Source organism: Paenibacillus sp. JJ1722, assembly GCF_048282685.1.
GTDB lineage: Bacteria > Bacillota > Bacilli > Paenibacillales > Paenibacillaceae > Paenibacillus > Paenibacillus polymyxa_B.
The window spans coordinates 648,224-665,034 of sequence record NZ_CP182500.1 but is presented as its reverse complement, the minus strand read 5'-3'; the positions used below and the strand labels follow the sequence as shown (position 1 = coordinate 665,034).

Here is a 16,811-nt window from a genome sequence, read left to right as displayed (position 1 = left end):
ACTTTTTCTGGCGTTTCGGGCATATCTTTAATTCCTGTCCTCATAGCTTGTATAGTACGGATAACTTATAAAGGGGGATTTGCCTGACATGTCAGTCTATAAGTCTTCCACGGGATTGGATGAAAATATAGCAGCTGTCCTGTGCTATCTGTTCGCATTTATTGGCGCACTGGCCTTTGTCATGCTGGAAAAGAAAAGTCGATTTGTATTATTTCACGCGCTGCAATCCATATTTCTGTTTGTCACCCTCATGATCGGGCATGTGCTTGTTGGATTCATTCCGCTGCTCGGTCCTCTGCTCGCTTCCCTGCTAACGCTGGCAGGCCTTGTATTGTGGGTCATCCTGTTAATTCGCGCGGGACAAGGCAAGTGGCTCAAGCTTCCCTGGGTAGGTGATCTGGCTCTTCATCAAGCCCGGCAGTTGTGAAGACAACAAAAAACCTTGATCCTTAGCAGGATTCAAGGTTTTTGCTGTTTCGATGATTACTTTTTATCGCATGTTCGCTTCTTCTGTCCTATATGAATGTATCCCAACTTATCTGGGTTAACCATTAAATAAAAACTCTGAATATGCTCCCCGTCCGGTGTCAGTCTGAGACATAAGGTTTCTCTCACTTTTCCATCTTCCAGAAATGCCAGCTGGACCTCGCCATTGATGACGGTGTGGAACACATCTCTTTCTCGTAAAACGGTTAATACCCGACGAGAAGTCAACAGGGCAAGAACGCCTTTGCGCACAACCATCGGTCTCATCACCGTATGCACATTACCTCCGCCATCTGACACGAATACAGGTTGTTCAGCCAGTAGTTCCAGCATAGCAGTCACATCGTAGGCAAGAAAGGCGGTTGTAAAACGTTCTAGTAGTTTTATTCGGGATGAGTTATTCATATTACGACTGGACTGAGCCTCAAGAGCAGATTCTCCTGAAGATAGAATACGACGGGAGCGACTGAACAACTGACGACAGTTGCTCTCAGTCTTCCCCAGCAATTCCGCAATATCTTTGTAATCATATTGAAAAGCTTCCCTCAGCACAAAAACAGCCCGCTCTATCGGCTTTAGCTGCTCCAGCAAAACCAGAAAAGCGTAAGATATCATGTCTTTACGCTCTAACCAATCCGCAGGGAGATCTGCGCTTTCACCCAACGGCTCCGGCAGCCACTGTCCTACATATGTCTCTCTTTGCTTGCGCGCAGAGTTCAACAGATTCAGACACCGATTCATCGTCATTTTGGCTACATAGGCTTTGGGATTGTGTATATCATCCAGGGGCTTATTCTTCAGCTCGACAAAGCAGTCTTGAACTACATCCTCGGCATCCGTAACCGTTCCAAGCATGCGATAAGCAATGGCAAAAGAATATTTGCGATATCTCTGATACAGCTCCTCCAGATTTAAATCCACCGATTCTTGTTCAATTCTGTGTTCTTTGCCAGACAAAGCATAGCCCCCTGTTCATTTAAAGAATGCCCGGATACATTCCCGTTGCAATCGCAATCCGGTTCCAACTGTTAATCACGTTAACCGCGGTAATCAAATCTACGTATTCTTCCTCTGTAAAATGTTCTCTGACCCTATTGTACAAATCCGTAGGTACCCCTTGTTCAGAGATACGGGTGACCGCTTCAGCTAATTCAAGCATAACACGTTCTTTTTCCGTGAACAAAGGAACCTCCCGCCATAAGGCTAGCTGCAAAATGTGGTCAGCATAATCCCCCAGCTTGAGCAAATCCTTCGCATGCATATCCAGACAATAGGAACATCCATTGATTTGGGATACTCTAATTTTCAGTAGTTCGTACAATACTTTGTCTGTAAAACGACCGGAAATGTATTTTTCCATCTCCATCATTACCTTGAATGTGCTAGGACTCACTGCTCTGTGATTGAATCTCAAACTCACGATACATCGCCTCCATTATTGGTTTACATATAGAAGACAAATGAACATGTGATTTTGTGACAAAGTGCAATACATCAATTGGGAATTGCCCTCCATTGACATAGCATGTATTATAGATAAATGATTTTATGTAAAGAAGGTGAGCACTCATATGAGCGGAAAAGGTATTATAAAAGAGTTTAAAGAATTCGCTGTACGAGGTAACGTGATTGACCTCGCGGTCGGTGTTATCATCGGTGGAGCGTTTGGCAAGATTGTCACTTCTGTGGTAAACGATATTATCATGCCTCCGATTGGTAAACTTCTGGGCGGCATGAATTTTCCAGACTTGTATGTAGCTTTACGAGCTGCCGATCCTTTAAATGCTGACGGTACACGCATGACTTTGGCACAGGCCAAGGAAGCAGGGATTGCAGTCCTCGCCTATGGTCAGTTCATTAACGTCCTGCTGGACTTCCTGATCGTAGCCTTCTGTGTGTTCATGCTGGTCAAAGGGATTAACATGCTGAAACGCAAAGAGGAAGAAAAACCTCCTCAGGAAAAAACGATCAAGGAATGTCCACATTGCCTATCCGAAATTCCTGTAGCCGCTACCCGTTGCGCACATTGCACTTCCAAGCTGGAGGGGTACGTCGAAGCACGCTGACTCAACCCACACCTATATGACTACAACAAACGGCTTAAGACGATGTACCGTCTTAAGCCGTTTTGGTATGGTGTGAGAGATCTGATTAGTTGAAATTGGTGATAATGCCACGGGGTCTGACGGGCAAGCCCTCAGCGTACAGATGGGAAACATCACCGAAGCCGATGCAACGGGGAACTGCCCATTCCTGAGAGCGCTCATCAAACAAGATCGTGGTTACGGAGCTAGGCGGCATCCAAAAGCCGGACCAGACCAAGGCCAATGGCAGCTCCAACAGATGAGCAAGCCAGGTCAGCCCGAAGCCGCCATGACAAAATACGGCCACCTGATCTTCGGTATGCTTCAGAATCCGGTACCTGCCCTCCACCCGCTCAAAGCCTTGCCGTTTCAGGAATTCATCGGAATGAAGCTTCAGCCGCTCGAAGGTTTCGGGACTCTGCGTTCCCTGATAATAGGAAATCTCCTGCCAAGAGTCATGAGTCGGCAGGGGCATTTCGGAACGGATCACTTCACCTGGCAAATCCCAATGGGAAAGACGGCCGTATGGAGTTTCCTCCAGCTTTAGAGCCAGCTCCTGTGTCCAGTGTTCCACTTCATGAGTCATACCCAGAGAGTCGGCGGTGTAGCGCATTGTATCCAAAGCCCGCCCCAAAGGAGAGGCATAAATTCGATCCAGTCCGTGACTGGAAAGCCGTTTGGCCAGTGCCTGGGCTTCCAAATGCCCCTCCGGCGTGATGGTGTTATTGGGGTAATCGGGGTCTGCGTGTCGGATAATATACAATCTCATTATTGGTTCTCCGTTCCTATGAATGGCGACAGGATCACTTTATCTCATTCCATCGATTAGTTCTCCTGATCTTTAACGTTTATTCAGCAAATTTTCCAAAATCGCGCGCAAATCCCTGTCTTCCTGGTAGACTTCCTCACCTGTATCCAGTTCAATAACCCGGATATATGTATAATTAGCTCTGACATCGACTGGTTTAAAAATCAATTCCTCCGGATTGTCTGGGCGGACATCATAGCCCATATTTTTGAACATATCCGTGATTTGATCAATCCCCGGCTTGCCTCCGCTTTCCAGCATAATCAACCCGCGCAGTTCCTTGGGTTCCTCCGGATGCATGACTCGAAAATGTACTATACATTCCATGTAAAATCGCTCCTTTCAATCGTAAATCTGTGTGATGTTGCAAATCCTCATGTTCCCAGCATACCCCAAATGCCACTCCACATTCCACACTCGCCTTCATATCGTCAGGACAGAAAACACGTTATACTGTAAAGTAGACCTTTGATTTCTGCTTACTATAGGAGGAACCACGATGACTAGCGAGCTTCTGGATATCTACGATGATGAAGACAACCCTCTTGGCACAGCCTCGCGACAAGACGCACATGCCAAGGGATACTGGCACCATACCTTTCACTGCTGGCTAGCACGAGACACTTCGACAGGCCGTCGCTTGCTGTTCCAACAGCGTCAGGATACGAAGGACACCTTCCCCGGATGCTACGATATTACAGCAGCCGGTCACTTGACGGCAGGCGAAGATATGTCTCAGGCGGCTCGTGAGCTGGAGGAAGAACTGGGCATTCATGTTCCCTTTACCTCATTAACACCGCTGATGACCGTTCGGTATGAAAGCAAAGGTACCGCACAGGGCACCTCTTTTTGGGATCGGGAGGTTAGCTCGGTGTTTGGACTGCTATCGAACCAGCCATTGGAAGCTTATCACCTCCAGCAAGAAGAAGTAGCCGGACTGTACGAAGCAGATCTTGACCAAGCACTGGCCCTTTTTGAAGGCCATATTCCCTTTATCGAAGCCCATGGCATTACGTCGGGGCCAAATCCAGAAAAAAACCGCCGCCTGATTACATCGGATCAATTCGTGCCTCATAAGGCGGGCTATATTACATCTATATGCCGGGCACTGATGGAACTTCCTACCCGGTAATCTTTAGCTATTCTCCAGCTGACATATATTTGCCGATAATGCCTTCATACCGCCAGCCATACCGGGTCGACAGTTCTCTGCCCATATCATGCTCCAGCTCATACAGAATAAGATCCTGAGCAAAATGATTAAGCAGCAGGCCTGTCATTACCGGATGCTCGGTAATAAGCGCCTGTGTCGGGCAATTCTCTCCCCGCATACCCAGCATGCACCAACGCCGATCAATAACAAAAGAAAACTTCCGCCCTGCTGGTTCCTGTCCGTCTGTACCAGACCCAGACGGTAACCACGGTCCCATCATGCTTTCTCCGTTATCGCAGGACCAGAGCAGACGCACACCTCGACTCTCAGCTTTCTCCAACTCTGTCCGCAGCAGCTCAGCTTCCTCGCGCCACAAATCCAACACAATCTCATGCTCTGCCCGTTCCAATTCACGTGTCAGACTTTCCAGCACCTTCCGATCGCCTTCCGCATTATAAAAGGTCGGCTTGGTTGGTTCTGTTCGTGGCATTTCTTTCTCCACTGCGCGTAGGGACTCCTGCATTTGTCCTTCGATCATCCGGGTCAGTTCACCCGGTGGCAGCATGCTGTAACGTACAGGCTCTCCAGCACTGGTTCTGAGGTATCCCTGCCCGGCCAAACGCTGTAAAGCCGCGTACACGTTGGAGCGCGATGCACCCAGACGCTTAGCCACTTCATAGCCGGAAGCCGCATTTTGCCTCGAAAGCTCGACCATAACCTTGGCTTCCATTTCCGTAAAACCCAGATTCCGCAGATGATGCAGCAAACGCTCCATATATTCTGTTCCCCCTATGCTGCCCGGCGTTATGTCTGTGTCCTGCAGCAGCCTGTTCGGCTGCGTCAAATCTGTTCAGCTCCGCAACGCGGGCACCATTTGGACCCTTTAGGTAGTTCTGCAGTACAGATTTGGCATTTTACATTTTCACGTACTTGTGCAGACGGCGTTGCCGGCTTCTCGGCCCCGGAGTTGTTGGCCTTCCAATATCGGATTCGCTCGTCCAGCTCCTCCTGGCGCTCACGCTCGCGTTCCAGTTCTTCAAGACGACGGTGTTCTTTTTCCAGTTCTTCCTGACGACGGCGCTCCCACTCAGCGTCGAATGCCGCTTTTTCTTCCGGTGTAAAATCAGATACTGTGTAATCGCGGTCTAGTCCCGCTGGTTCGTGTGTTTCATACCGCTCATCCTGTTCCTGTTCATGCCGATCGACTACTTCCTGTTCTGCATACTCCGTGTAAGCAGGCGCAGCATCCTTCACTACCTCTGGCTTGCGCAGATCAAAAGAATAGACGTCCGTTGGCACCTCTTCACGCACAGCAGCTACTTGTTTGGAAGCAGCCTGTCCTTCATTGAGCTTGCGTCCGCATTTGGGGCAAAAGTTCGCATCCAGAGGCACAACCGCTCCACAGGTGCATAAATGAGCGTTTTTCAATTCTGCAATTCTACTGCGCAGCTCGTCAATTTCATCCTGAAGCTCATCACATGCAGTGGATAGCTGTGTCATCTCGGTTTCTGCCACCGACATGTCGGATGCACGGTAACCTTCGTAAAAGATCTGACCCATTCGTAAGAAATGAACATCCATTTCCTGCTGAATCGTTGTAATTTGTGAATTGATCTTACTAATCTCGACAGCATGCTGCGCCTTTTCTGTTGCGCGATTAGCGCCTTCCTTTATACGTTGAATCAGCTTCATCGTTATTTCCTCCCCATTATCCAGCCGGATTTCACTATACCGTCCGTATATCCCAAAGTTTTTTTCTGTTGGCAAACCTCGAACTCCTGTATAATGGAATGCGGTCATATTGCCTGTTTGAAGGCTATTGGCATTAGCGTCAACGTATTGACGTTCTGTCGCTCCGGCAAGATCCGCATGAATTTCAGCATTATTTTAGTCCATCGCCTTGTTCTTATCGTCAGCTAAAGCTGACTAGAACTCTATCATACCAAAAACTACCCCCATTTGTGAAAATGGAAGATTTTAAGAACGAAAGGGGTTTCAGGATTATGGACCCAAATCCTTCTTTTTACCCCCGACCCATCGGGGTTCCTTATTCAACGTCGAGCCCTCAGGCACGTCGTGCTTCCATGGATACCAGTATGACGCTGGTGCCCGACACCGACCAAGACTCGGCCTATTTTCGTGCTTTAGAGAACGCCGGCATTCACCTGAACCGCCCGCAGATCCAGGCCGTCCGCCACGGCAAAGGCCCCCTTCTGACCCTTGCAGGGGCTGGCTGCGGCAAAACCACAGTGCTGGCTGCCCGCGCAGGCTACCTGATGGCGATGCGGGATGTCCCTGCATCGTCCATTCTGCTGGTGACCTTCACCAGCAAGGCAGCTGCCGAAATGAAACTGCGCATCGCGGGATTACCCGGTGTGCGCCCTGCCGCTGCACGTGCAGTTCAGGCTCGCACGTTTCACTCATTCGCTTTGGCGATGCTGCGTCATCGCGGCGTGCAAGATGAAGTGTTCGGTGAAACGCAGGCCCAGCATACCGTCATGAAAATGATGCTGCGGCAGCTTGGACTCAGCGAGGCTTTCCAGCCGGAAAGCCTGCTGTCTGCTCTCTCCGCTTGGAAAGCGGAAGGCCGCAGCGCGGACCAGCTACCGGAAACCGTGCGCGAGGAATCGGATGCCAAGCGTGCCATGCTCGCCTATGAAGCGTGGAAACAGGAGCGCAATAAAATGGATTTTGACGATATTCTGTTGCGTGCCTCCGCACTGCTGCGTGACCCGGATGTGCTTAAGCCGCTTCAGCAGCGTTTTTCACATATCATGGTCGATGAATTTCAGGATACGAATGCCCTGCAATATGAGATGGTGCAGCGATTGGCTGCCCGACATCGCAATCTGATGGTCGTGGGGGATGATGACCAGACGATCTATACCTTTAATGGGGCACGCCAGGAATCCATTCTAGAGTTTGACAAAGTCTATAAGGATGCAAAGGTCATTACCCTGGATATTAATTATCGCAGCGATGCGCGGATTTTGGGGCTGGGCTCTAACATTGTCGCCAAAAATGTTCATCGACGCTCCAAACGTCTTTCAGCTGCCGGGCGTGAAGGCTTGCCGCCGCAGTTTGCCACCCCATCCGGACCCGAGGAGGAAGCGGGGCATATTGTTACCCATCTACTCGGACAGGTAGAGGAAGGTCGGCTGCGCTACCGGGATATCGCTATTTTGCACCGGACAGCCAGCGGAAGCCGATCTATTTTTGAGCAATTAATTATGCGAGATGTCCCATTTATTCAGTACGGAGCAGGAGCTGTATTTTATGATCAGTCCCTGATTCGTCCCTTAATGGATCACCTGCGCTTGTCGCTGAATCCCCGGCGTATGGAATCCATTCCGAGCACTCTTGGGCCGCTGTACGTCTCCCGTGAGGCGGGTATGGAATGGATTATGCGCGAGGAGAAACAGCAGGCTAAAAAATACCCGTTGATTCATCTCAGCCGCTGGGATCGACTACGTGATTTTCAGCGTGAGCAGGTGAAAGAGCGTATTCGTCTGATTCGCAGTCTCACTACAATGAAACCCGCCTATGCCATTCAAGAAATGCGGCGCATCTTTTATGACAAATATTTGGAAAGCGGAGATACGGGCGCGTGGACTCATTATAAGGAAACGATGCAAGAAAGTCTGGAGGAGCTCGAAACGGCAGCCAAGCGGTTTGACACCGTGGAGGCGTTCGTCAGCTTTGCAGACGAGCTTTCCGAGCGTCACCGCCAAATGGAATCGCTGCGCAGAGAAGAAGACAGCGATGCTGTTCGGCTCATGACGATCCACCGCGCCAAGGGGCTGGAATTCCCTTGCGTATATTGGATCGGAGCCAGCGAAGGCATTCTGCCGCACAGCTCGGCGCTGCACAGCGAGCTGCCGGAGGATCGGCGGGCAGGCGCCGCCCCAACTACCGCTGTGGATAACGATGCAGCGCTTGAAGAAGAGCGCCGCCTCGCTTACGTGGCCGTCACCCGGGCGAAGGAGTTGCTGTACATCACCTCTCCCGCCTCTAATCATGGCAAGCCTGCCGCCGTGTCACGCTTCCTGCTGGAAGCTTATGGGGTCATCCCTGAGGCTTCCAAGCCAGAAGCACGCCGCAGCAGCTTCGGCCAACCGAAGGGTGCTTCCGGGTATAGCAGCCGTGCTGGCGCTGGATCGCCAGCGTCTGGCACAGCGACCCGCGTGAGCAGCAGGCCGGGACCAAGCAGCGCTACGGCACGGACGACCTCGTCGGTGGCAGGGTCTTCGGCAGAGCCACGTATCAACGTGCCCGTGTGGAAATGCACCGACGGCGCCTGCAAGGCGTGGATGCGGCGCGACACAACAAGCGGACGCCGTACAAGCGCGGCTAGCACAGGCACGCCGCCGGTATGCCCGCTCTGCGCCTCCCCGATGACAGAGGGGACACGCAGCATCCCAGCCAGATAGGTATAAGGCGTATAGCTGGTATTGGAGAACTGTGCTTTTACTGGACTGGTGACACTCGTGATTTCCAGCCTAAACTGTTGCAGATTTTAATGAATCAAATAAGCTTTAGACAGACCAATAAAAGAAAAAGCGGCAGACTAGGACGTGAAAATAAAGTCCTAGTCTGCCGCTATCTGTTTCAATTTGCTATTGAACGTTCGTATCCCGTTAGGTTCAATGTCCTGCCTGTTGTGAAGTTATATATTTTACGGATTAAACAGCCGATCAATCATCCAATAGGTGTTCCATCAGGTAGTTTGATATCTGGTTTCAATAGAACCACATCCCCCTTTTCGGGAATTCCTCCAAGGACTAATACCTCTGAATTAAAGCCTGCTATCCGTCGAGGTGGAAAGTTGACTACACCTATGATTTGTTCCCCTATAATATCTTCAGCCACATATCTTTTTGTGATTTGTGCACTCGAAGCTTTTATACCGATATCTTGTCCAAAATCAATTTCAAGTTTAATAGCAGGTACTTTTGCTTCTGCAAAAAACTCAGCTTTAATTATGGTTCCAACTCGAATATCTAGTTTCAAAAAATCATCAATCGTTGCCATCTAAACATTCTCCTCATCGATTGTTTTCTTCAATTTCGTGATAATCAGTTTCAAATTTAATATTTTGCAACTGTAGTATACTTTAAAGATTTTGCCCAAAAATACATCCCCATACCGAATAAAGTCATGATTCCACCTATGAATTGAAATGCAGAGATTATTTCTCCCAAGAATAAGTAGGCGAGAATTATGGCAAGAACAGGCTCTCCAATAATACCAACTGAGACCGTAGTTGCACCCATTGATTTCAACAACAAATTAAATATATATTGTCCGAAAATAGTTGGGATTACTGCAAGTAACAAGAAATACATCCAATCCGACGAGTCATATTCGATCAAGGAATAATGATTCAACAAATTGTAGACCAGCATGACGCTGCCACCAATAAAAAAAACAATAACACTATATAAATTTGCATTTATTTTGTGGCTTACTTTCTGTCCTGCCAACATATATGCTGAAACCAAGATTGTTCCTACTAAAGATAATCCATCTCCGATTAATGCCTCTCTCGAAATCCCTATGTCTCCCCAAGCTATAACGATTGAACCGACAAGAGCGGCGATCAAACAAAGAATGGTCAATATATTTGCTCGTTCTCTGAACATAAAGTATGAACCCATCATTACAAATAAAGGCTGTAAGGATAAGATGACCATGGAACTCGCAACTGAGGTATATACTAAAGATTCCATCCAGAATAAGAAATATAACCCGAGAAAAAGACCAGCTATGAAAACAGTACTCCAATCTTTTTTGTTCATTTCTAAGGAACGAAACATTTTCCAAGGTACAAAGGGAAGCATTATGAGTACTGACATATACAATCTGTACATCCCAGCCACAGAGGTTGGAGTATCTGAGGATTTTATCATGATAGATGAGATAGAAACAGACAGTATGCTGATTAAAAGCAAAATATACGGATGAAATGGTAACGACGATTGATTTATTTTCACATATACGCCTCCAAGATGTCTTATCCAATCGCCTGTGCACAGGATTGTAATGATAAGCCGAAGATCTGGTATAATAATATCACCACTTTTATTTTATTTGTGTAACTATATCTTTAATTTATATAGAAATATCGTCATCAGAAAGGACCTCGCTAAAATGGAAAAACAATTGCATGAGACCATTCTATATCCCGATGTTTCATTTCCATACATCATGTACACCCATACTATTCATGCAAGTAGTCCTGAGGGTAGAGGATTCAACGATTTACATTGGCATGAGGAACTACAAATCACTTTGGTTACCAAAGGAAAGCTAGTGATACAAGTTAACGGCATTGATCATGAATTAGAAACAGGTCAGGCCATTTTAATTAATAAAGGTGTTCTTCACGTTACTACACACCTTACACATAACGGTCAATATGTCAGTTTTAATTTCCCTGAAAAGCTGCTGGCCTTTTATGCAGATAGTGCGATGGAAAAAAACTATGTACTGCCTTATACAAACTCTCTCTTATTGTCATTAGTAATCAAAGGAGATGCTGAATGGCAAATTCAAATACTGCAAATGCTTTGGGATATGAAACAGAAATTTGATATGAAAAAAAAATGGGGCTGGGAATACGAGGTTTCCATCAAAACGGCACAATTATGGTTAGTCTTAATATCTAATATTTCGCTGTCTTCTGAGGAAGCACCTAAATACATGAAATTGCAACAGGAGCGACTTCAATTGATGCTCAGTTTTATCCATCAAAACTACTCAGACAATATAACATTGCAAGAAATTGCTGCTATAGCACATTTAAGTATTTCGGAATGCACTCGTAGTTTTAAGAGAACCATTCATATGACACCTTACGACTACTTAATTAAGTACCGTATCAAGAAAAGCAGCGAGTTATTAATTTCAACAGATTCTACAATAACTGAAATAGCTCACAGAGTGGGGTTCAATCATGTAAATCACTTCATTCAGTCTTTTAAGAAACATCATAAAAAAACACCTAAAGAATTCCGTAAATTTAGAAATGAATTCATTAATTAAAGAATGAAGCAGCCGTCAGCGTAACGACTTACTCTGTTGATGATCCTGTTTTCAATCAACATTCAAATGTAACTCCTACATCTTCCTCAGTTTCATGTCATTCATCATTCGTATAAAAAAATGGCTTCCCCCTCCTCGATCAGTACAGCTGCTGTACGCAAAATGCCCCTTTTCATATAAAAAGGGGCATAACTCTATTCTCTTTCGGCAATTATACTGTTGTACTGATCCTTAAGCCTTACCAGGCTTTATTGCCCGAAGCCTGAACCATCCACTTTCATAGTCTTTCTGTCTGTAGAGAAGAGGGAGGCCCAACTTCATAAGCCGATCCCCCCCATGGATAGACTTTTGCCCGCTATTTCCTGACTTAACTTCATATTCGAGCTCTGGATTTAGTCCGTCAAGGCGCAGGGCTCGCCAAGGCGCGTTCGGGACAGCCATCACTTGGAAATAGTAGACGATGGCATCCTCTTGGTCTTCAGAAACAAACATCCAAGCCGATTCGTTATCTTCAAACGGGTTCTTTAAGCGATACAAGTCACCTTTCTGTACTAAGCCACGTATCTGCTTGTATACTGCGATTTGGCGTTTGACCGTCTCTTTTTCCTCATCGGTGAATTTCGTGAGATCAAGCTCATATCCAAAATTTCCGGACATGGCGACATCACCTCGAAAATCAAGGGGCGTTATGCGTCCAACTTGATGGTTCGGAACTGCCGAGACATGCGCCCCGGTTGCGCTTACAGGATAGACAAGGCTAGTTCCATATTGGATTTTCAGGCGTTCCACCGCATCGGTATTATCACTAGTCCAGACTTGGGGCATGTAGTAAAGCATTCCTGGATCAAAGCGCCCTCCGCCACTTGAACAGCTCTCGAAAAGAATATGCGGAAATTCGGTGGTGATGCGCTCCAACAGCTCATACAATCCAAGAACATAGCGATGGGCAGTCTCGGATTGGCGTTCCGGCGGCAGAGCAGCGGAACCGATTTCCGTCAGGCAGCGGTTCATATCCCATTTCACATAAGAGACTGGCACGCTGGAGAAAATGGCAACAAGCGAATCGTAGATGAAATCGCGCACTTCCTTGCGAGTATAGTCCAGCACTAGCTGCCATCTGGCTTCGCTGCGCCTGCGTCCCGGAACGTGGAGGCACCAGTCCGGATGCTCCCGGTACAACTCACTGTCCGGAGAGATCATCTCTGGCTCGAACCAGAGCCCGAATTTAAGACCCAGCCGATTGATACGGTTCGCGACATCCGCGAGTCCGTCTGGCAGCTTCCGACGATCCTCGTACCAATCGCCGAGAGACGAATTGTCGGAATCCCGTTTTCCGAACCAACCGTCATCTAAGACAAATAGTTCGATGCCTAGCTCAGCCCCCTCTTTCGCTATCGATACCAACTTATCTGCATTGAAGTCAAAATAGGTAGCTTCCCAGTTATTGACCAGAATAGGGCGTTCTTCGTCCCGATATTTCCCTCGGCAAAGTCGAGTCCGATACAAGCGATGATACGTCCGCGACATATCTCCCAGTCCTTGACCGGAGTAAACCATAACGGCTTCTGGCGTTTGGAAACTCTCCCTTGGGCTCAGTAACCACGAAAAGTCAAAGGAGTTCACGCCGATGTTAAACCGTGTAGAGCCAAATGAATCTATTTCCGCTCCCGCCTCAAAGCCCCCGCTGTACACGAGGCTAAAGCCGAATACCTCACCATAGCTTTCCGTTGTTCCCCGAGTGACCAATGCAGCAAAAGGGTTGAGTTGATGGCTGCTCATGCCCCTTTTACTATCAATTCGGGTTTCACCTTGAAGAATCGGTTTGCGGGTAATATTCCCCTCCCGAGCCCATGCTCCCGAAAGATACATGAACTCTAAATCGCTTTTACCTGAAAAATCGACACTGGCACTTAGAGCACGGAGAAGTCGAAGATTCTTGGCTCCCGTATTACTCAAACGAGCCGAACGAGCGATTACGTTTCGATCCGCGAAGACGGTGTAAAGAAGAACAACTTTAAGACCTGAAAAGTCATCTTTTAACTCCAGTTCCAACGTATCCGCTTCGTCTTCATTCTCGGTATATACGGCCGGAAGCCCGGTTAATGATGGCTTTCCCTTGATGATCCGGTAACCGTCGTACTTTAACTCCGTGATACGAGTTCCATCTTCAAGTTCTACTTGATACGCAGGGTTACGGAAGTCCCCACTCCCATACTGCGGGTACTCTTGCGGTAGCCGATCCAATCCAGCCGTCGCAGAAGTGTGAAGCAATAGATCGGTCATTGATTCGCGGTGCTTCAGCCTATCTCCCCAATATACATGCACAGGAAATCCATCCACAATCTGAATAATATAACTCATGCCCGACGACTGTAGATGAAACAGCCCCGTTTGCTCTTGAACAATGATACCCATTGGAAAAACAACCCCTCCCTCTAGATCATACCCCTCGGAAATCCGCACCTAAAAAAGGACATAGAAGAACCTTTTTGTAACACCACCAACTAAGTTCACATGGTGTAAAGCTTGATAAGCTCCTCGTTAGTCGCAATAGGTTCTACAGAAATGATATATTAATTTTAGATATGAAGTACATGGCATGGTGCTCACTATTTATGTTATAATGCTTGATAATTTACATAAGGAGATTTAGCGTGATAGAATATTTGCCGCGTAGTAAGCAGCATTCTGAATTGTATCTAACTCAGTTTGGCATAGAGGAATGCATACCGAGTCACTTTTTTGGACCTGCGATAAGAGATCACTATCTGCTTCATTATATTTTGGACGGAGAAGGTACCTTCGAGGTCGGTGGGTTCAGTTATCGCTTACGGAAAGGACAGTGGTTTCTAATCTGCCCCCAGGTCATTACTTATTATCAAGCCGATGTAGTGAATCCTTGGTCTTATTGCTGGTTTGGATTTGACGGGGCACTGGCAGAAACACTCCTCAAGCAAGCAGGTCTAACGATGACGCGTCCAATCCTCAACTTTGAAGGAGACCATTTGATTTATCAATATTTGCAGCTCATGAATGAATCAAGTGGATGCCATAAAGCTCGGGAAACCAGACTAACCGGTCTGCTATGCTTAATGTTATCGGAGCTTATAGAGTTCGGCCCGGTAACGCCCCCCGAACAAAAGGAAAGCCGGGCGGAAATTTACGTGGAAAAAGTGAAGGATTTTATTGAAATGAATTATGCTCAGAAAATTACCATTGAGCACATTGCAAATTTTATCGGACTCAATCGAAGCTATTTATGTTCGTTATTCAAACAACAAGTAAACACAAGCATTCAGGATTATTTGGTTCGCTATAGGATCAACAAAGCATGTGAAATGATGGGAAACGCTGAACTTTCGATAGGTGATATTTCCCGTTCAGTCGGCTATAACGACTCTTTACTCTTCTCGAAAATTTTTAAAAAGGTAAAGGGATTCTCCCCCAAACATTATCGAACTGAAACCCATGCTCAAAGTCAAGCCGACTACTGGTAAGAGGCCTCTTACGAACAAAAAAGATCAGCCAGAAAAACTGGCTGATCTCATAAGTTTATTTTGTTGTAGTTTGTCCTTCCAAATAAGAAACCGGCTCTTTAACCTCTACTTTGGTACCGCCAAATTCATCTTTAATGTATTTTTGAGTATCCTCGTTATGATAGAGATCCGCTAACTTTTGCAGCCCTTTGTCATTCGCCTTATCAGATGAAGTCACCAGGACGTTAATATTATTTTTGGTTGCCTGACTGATCTCCTCATGGAACAAGGAATCTTTCAGTACATTCAGACCCCCTTCTAAAGCAATTGTATTCCCAATCAGCACCAAGCCTACATCTTGAATCACTCGTGGTCCTGTTTTGTCATCAATTAGTTCAAATTTCAGGTTTTTAGGATTGCTAGTAATATCATTGACAGTACCCAAGGCATCATTAAAGTCAGCCTTAAGCTTAATCAAACCGGAGGCTTCCAATAACTTTAAACCTCTTGCTGTATTGGCCGGGTTATCTGCCAAAGCTACCAGAGCCCCGTCGGTCACTTCATCGATGCTTTTGAATTTTTGCGAATAAATCCCCATAGGCTCCAGGTAGGTTGTGGCTATAGCCTTCAAATCGGCTTTGCTCTCTTTGTTATAGCTAACCAGGTACGCCCACGATTGGAATGCATTCACATCTACTTCGCCTTCTTTGGTCGCATTGTTCGTTTCGATTCCGCCGTTAATTTCTTTCACTTCAATGTCCAGCTTGGCATCCTTGGCGGCCTGGGACTGGGCAATATGCTTCCATATCTGGGCGTCAGAGCCCATGGAGCCGATGACTACTTTTTGCGTTTCCGAACCGGAAGCGGCGCTGGAGCCATTGCTGTCTGAACTTTTATTACCGCATCCTGCGGCAACCAATAATAAACTAATCCCTAATAGTAAAACGAACGATTTCTTCATGTTGTTTTCCCCCAGATCATGTATGCTAGTGCATCGTCATTCCACCTGTAACATTAATCGCTTGTCCTGTCATATATGCAGAGAGTGGACTTGCCAGAAATAGCACCACATTGGCGACATCCTCCACCTCGGCCGTTCTCCCCAAAGGTACCTGTGAACAATCTTCTTCGTATATTTCTTGAGCGGTCATTCCGCGAATGACGCCCCCTTCAATCCGTTCACGATGCTTCATCGGCGTTTCTACAATGCCGGGGCAGACCGCATTTACCAAAATATTTTGCCGGGCAAGCTCAATGGCCATTACCTTGGTCAAGCCGAGAACCGCATGTTTGGAAGCACAATATCCGCCCATGGCCCGATATCCATTTTTTCCAGCCTGCGAAGCAATTTGAATAATTCGTCCTGATTTACGAGCGGCCACCATTTCTTTGGCAAAACGTTTGGACGTTACATATAATCCAGTTGAATTGATCGAAAATACTTTCTCCCAATCAGCCAACTCACTATCAATGACATAATCCATCGTAGAAGTACCAGCGCAGTTCACCAATATATCAGGAACTCCCGCTTCGCTGATTAGTAGATCGCACCATCTTTCGATATCATCCGGTTTGGATATGTCCAATTGCGTTTCAACCAACTGTGGATTAACCACTCTATACGGCTCTTCATAAGAAATATCAGCAGAAATCACTTTAGCTCCGCTTTTAATGAAAAGCTCTACAATTCCCTTGCCTATGCCTGACTTGCCGCCTGTCACTACCGCTGTCTGATGAGATAGGTCAATCGAAATCATAGA

Annotated in this window: 17 protein-coding genes; 6 read left to right on the top strand and 11 right to left on the bottom strand. The window is 46.9% G+C overall.

All coding sequences use genetic code 11. The features are described from left to right. Positions 1-88 precede the first annotated feature (88 nt). Entirely contained in the window at positions 89-427 is a 339-nt protein-coding gene (locus tag ACM1ND_RS03105) for a DUF4870 domain-containing protein (protein ID WP_023986829.1), read from the top strand. A 56-nt stretch (positions 428-483) separates the two neighbouring features. On the opposite strand, the gene ACM1ND_RS03100 is transcribed toward ACM1ND_RS03105, so the two are convergent. Together ACM1ND_RS03100 and ACM1ND_RS03095 are read right to left on the bottom strand one after the other, a co-directional pair. Then, positions 484-1,443, bottom strand: a complete 960-nt coding sequence (locus ACM1ND_RS03100) for a sigma-70 family RNA polymerase sigma factor (protein WP_028541124.1) — start codon at positions 1,441-1,443, stop codon at positions 484-486. A gap of 19 nt (positions 1,444-1,462) precedes the next feature. After that, the gene (locus tag ACM1ND_RS03095; protein ID WP_023986827.1) at positions 1,463-1,906 is read right to left on the bottom strand and encodes a carboxymuconolactone decarboxylase family protein; all 444 of its coding nucleotides are present in this window, start codon (positions 1,904-1,906) and stop codon (positions 1,463-1,465) included. A gap of 151 nt (positions 1,907-2,057) precedes the next feature. On the opposite strand from ACM1ND_RS03095, the gene mscL reads away from it, so the two are divergent. After that, complete coding sequence (gene mscL, locus ACM1ND_RS03090) at positions 2,058-2,552, top strand: large conductance mechanosensitive channel protein MscL (RefSeq protein ID WP_023986826.1); 495 nt, start codon at positions 2,058-2,060, stop codon at positions 2,550-2,552. Between the two features lie 85 nt (positions 2,553-2,637). Here mscL and ACM1ND_RS03085 read toward each other — a convergent pair whose 3' ends face one another. Further along, positions 2,638-3,339 carry a histidine phosphatase family protein gene (locus ACM1ND_RS03085; protein WP_023986825.1) on the bottom strand — a complete coding sequence of 234 codons (702 nt, stop codon included), beginning with the start codon at positions 3,337-3,339 and terminating at the stop codon, positions 2,638-2,640. A 72-nt stretch (positions 3,340-3,411) separates the two neighbouring features. Continuing rightward, on the bottom strand, positions 3,412-3,705 hold the full coding sequence (locus ACM1ND_RS03080; RefSeq protein ID WP_023986824.1) for a hypothetical protein: 294 nt from the start codon (positions 3,703-3,705) through the stop codon (positions 3,412-3,414). Positions 3,706-3,877: 172 nt separating this feature from the next. On the opposite strand from ACM1ND_RS03080, the gene ACM1ND_RS03075 reads away from it, so the two are divergent. Next, positions 3,878-4,510 (top strand): NUDIX hydrolase, encoded by a 633-nt coding sequence (locus tag ACM1ND_RS03075; RefSeq protein WP_053324547.1) that lies wholly within the window; start codon positions 3,878-3,880, stop codon positions 4,508-4,510. 7 nt (positions 4,511-4,517) lie between these two features. On the opposite strand, the gene ACM1ND_RS03070 is transcribed toward ACM1ND_RS03075, so the two are convergent. Together ACM1ND_RS03070 and ACM1ND_RS03065 are read right to left on the bottom strand one after the other, a co-directional pair. Beyond that, the gene (locus ACM1ND_RS03070; RefSeq protein ID WP_023986822.1) at positions 4,518-5,306 is read right to left on the bottom strand and encodes a TrmB family transcriptional regulator; all 789 of its coding nucleotides are present in this window, start codon (positions 5,304-5,306) and stop codon (positions 4,518-4,520) included. A 65-nt stretch (positions 5,307-5,371) separates the two neighbouring features. After that, the gene (locus ACM1ND_RS03065) at positions 5,372-6,223 is read right to left on the bottom strand and encodes a zinc ribbon domain-containing protein (RefSeq protein WP_028541128.1); all 852 of its coding nucleotides are present in this window, start codon (positions 6,221-6,223) and stop codon (positions 5,372-5,374) included. A 311-nt stretch (positions 6,224-6,534) separates the two neighbouring features. On the opposite strand from ACM1ND_RS03065, the gene ACM1ND_RS03060 reads away from it, so the two are divergent. After that, entirely contained in the window at positions 6,535-8,961 is a 2,427-nt protein-coding gene (locus ACM1ND_RS03060; protein WP_075153690.1) for a UvrD-helicase domain-containing protein, read from the top strand. Between the two features lie 268 nt (positions 8,962-9,229). Here the strand turns inward: ACM1ND_RS03060 and csaA are convergent, their stop codons facing one another. Both csaA and ACM1ND_RS03050 read right to left on the bottom strand, forming a co-directional pair. Next, complete coding sequence (gene csaA, locus ACM1ND_RS03055) at positions 9,230-9,562, bottom strand: chaperone CsaA (protein ID WP_023986819.1); 333 nt, start codon at positions 9,560-9,562, stop codon at positions 9,230-9,232. 56 nt (positions 9,563-9,618) lie between these two features. After that, on the bottom strand, positions 9,619-10,524 hold the full coding sequence (locus tag ACM1ND_RS03050) for a DMT family transporter (protein ID WP_034094968.1): 906 nt from the start codon (positions 10,522-10,524) through the stop codon (positions 9,619-9,621). 157 nt (positions 10,525-10,681) lie between these two features. Here ACM1ND_RS03050 and ACM1ND_RS03045 point away from each other — a divergent pair, with 157 nt between their 5' ends. Further along, entirely contained in the window at positions 10,682-11,575 is an 894-nt protein-coding gene (locus ACM1ND_RS03045) for an AraC family transcriptional regulator (protein WP_028541131.1), read from the top strand. A gap of 231 nt (positions 11,576-11,806) precedes the next feature. Here ACM1ND_RS03045 and ACM1ND_RS03040 read toward each other — a convergent pair whose 3' ends face one another. Then, positions 11,807-13,990: an alpha-galactosidase gene (locus ACM1ND_RS03040; RefSeq protein ID WP_075153689.1), complete on the bottom strand. Its 2,184-nt coding sequence runs from the start codon at positions 13,988-13,990 to the stop codon at positions 11,807-11,809. A gap of 239 nt (positions 13,991-14,229) precedes the next feature. On the opposite strand from ACM1ND_RS03040, the gene ACM1ND_RS03035 reads away from it, so the two are divergent. Next, positions 14,230-15,072 carry an AraC family transcriptional regulator gene (locus tag ACM1ND_RS03035; RefSeq protein WP_023986815.1) on the top strand — a complete coding sequence of 281 codons (843 nt, stop codon included), beginning with the start codon at positions 14,230-14,232 and terminating at the stop codon, positions 15,070-15,072. A gap of 55 nt (positions 15,073-15,127) precedes the next feature. On the opposite strand, the gene ACM1ND_RS03030 is transcribed toward ACM1ND_RS03035, so the two are convergent. Together ACM1ND_RS03030 and ACM1ND_RS03025 are read right to left on the bottom strand one after the other, a co-directional pair. Then, a complete protein-coding gene (locus ACM1ND_RS03030; RefSeq protein ID WP_023986814.1) occupies positions 15,128-16,012 on the bottom strand; it encodes a MetQ/NlpA family ABC transporter substrate-binding protein in 885 nt (294 codons plus the stop codon). A gap of 25 nt (positions 16,013-16,037) precedes the next feature. Next, the gene (locus tag ACM1ND_RS03025; protein ID WP_023986813.1) at positions 16,038-16,808 is read right to left on the bottom strand and encodes an SDR family NAD(P)-dependent oxidoreductase; all 771 of its coding nucleotides are present in this window, start codon (positions 16,806-16,808) and stop codon (positions 16,038-16,040) included. Between the last annotated feature and the right edge of the window lie 3 nt (positions 16,809-16,811).

Coding starts and splice junctions, on each gene's coding strand:
- ACM1ND_RS03105 (WP_023986829.1), top strand. CDS start 89: ATGTCAGTCTATAAGTCTTCCACGGGATTGGATGAAAATATAGCAGCT.
- mscL (WP_023986826.1), top strand. CDS start 2,058: ATGAGCGGAAAAGGTATTATAAAAGAGTTTAAAGAATTCGCTGTACGA.
- ACM1ND_RS03085 (WP_023986825.1), bottom strand. CDS start 3,339: ATGAGATTGTATATTATCCGACACGCAGACCCCGATTACCCCAATAAC.
- ACM1ND_RS03080 (WP_023986824.1), bottom strand. CDS start 3,705: ATGGAATGTATAGTACATTTTCGAGTCATGCATCCGGAGGAACCCAAG.
- ACM1ND_RS03075 (WP_053324547.1), top strand. CDS start 3,878: ATGACTAGCGAGCTTCTGGATATCTACGATGATGAAGACAACCCTCTT.
- ACM1ND_RS03070 (WP_023986822.1), bottom strand. CDS start 5,306: ATGGAGCGTTTGCTGCATCATCTGCGGAATCTGGGTTTTACGGAAATG.
- ACM1ND_RS03065 (WP_028541128.1), bottom strand. CDS start 6,223: ATGAAGCTGATTCAACGTATAAAGGAAGGCGCTAATCGCGCAACAGAA.
- ACM1ND_RS03060 (WP_075153690.1), top strand. CDS start 6,535: ATGGACCCAAATCCTTCTTTTTACCCCCGACCCATCGGGGTTCCTTAT.
- csaA (WP_023986819.1), bottom strand. CDS start 9,562: ATGGCAACGATTGATGATTTTTTGAAACTAGATATTCGAGTTGGAACC.
- ACM1ND_RS03045 (WP_028541131.1), top strand. CDS start 10,682: ATGGAAAAACAATTGCATGAGACCATTCTATATCCCGATGTTTCATTT.
- ACM1ND_RS03040 (WP_075153689.1), bottom strand. CDS start 13,990: ATGGGTATCATTGTTCAAGAGCAAACGGGGCTGTTTCATCTACAGTCG.
- ACM1ND_RS03030 (WP_023986814.1), bottom strand. CDS start 16,012: ATGAAGAAATCGTTCGTTTTACTATTAGGGATTAGTTTATTATTGGTT.
- ACM1ND_RS03025 (WP_023986813.1), bottom strand. CDS start 16,808: ATGATTTCGATTGACCTATCTCATCAGACAGCGGTAGTGACAGGCGGC.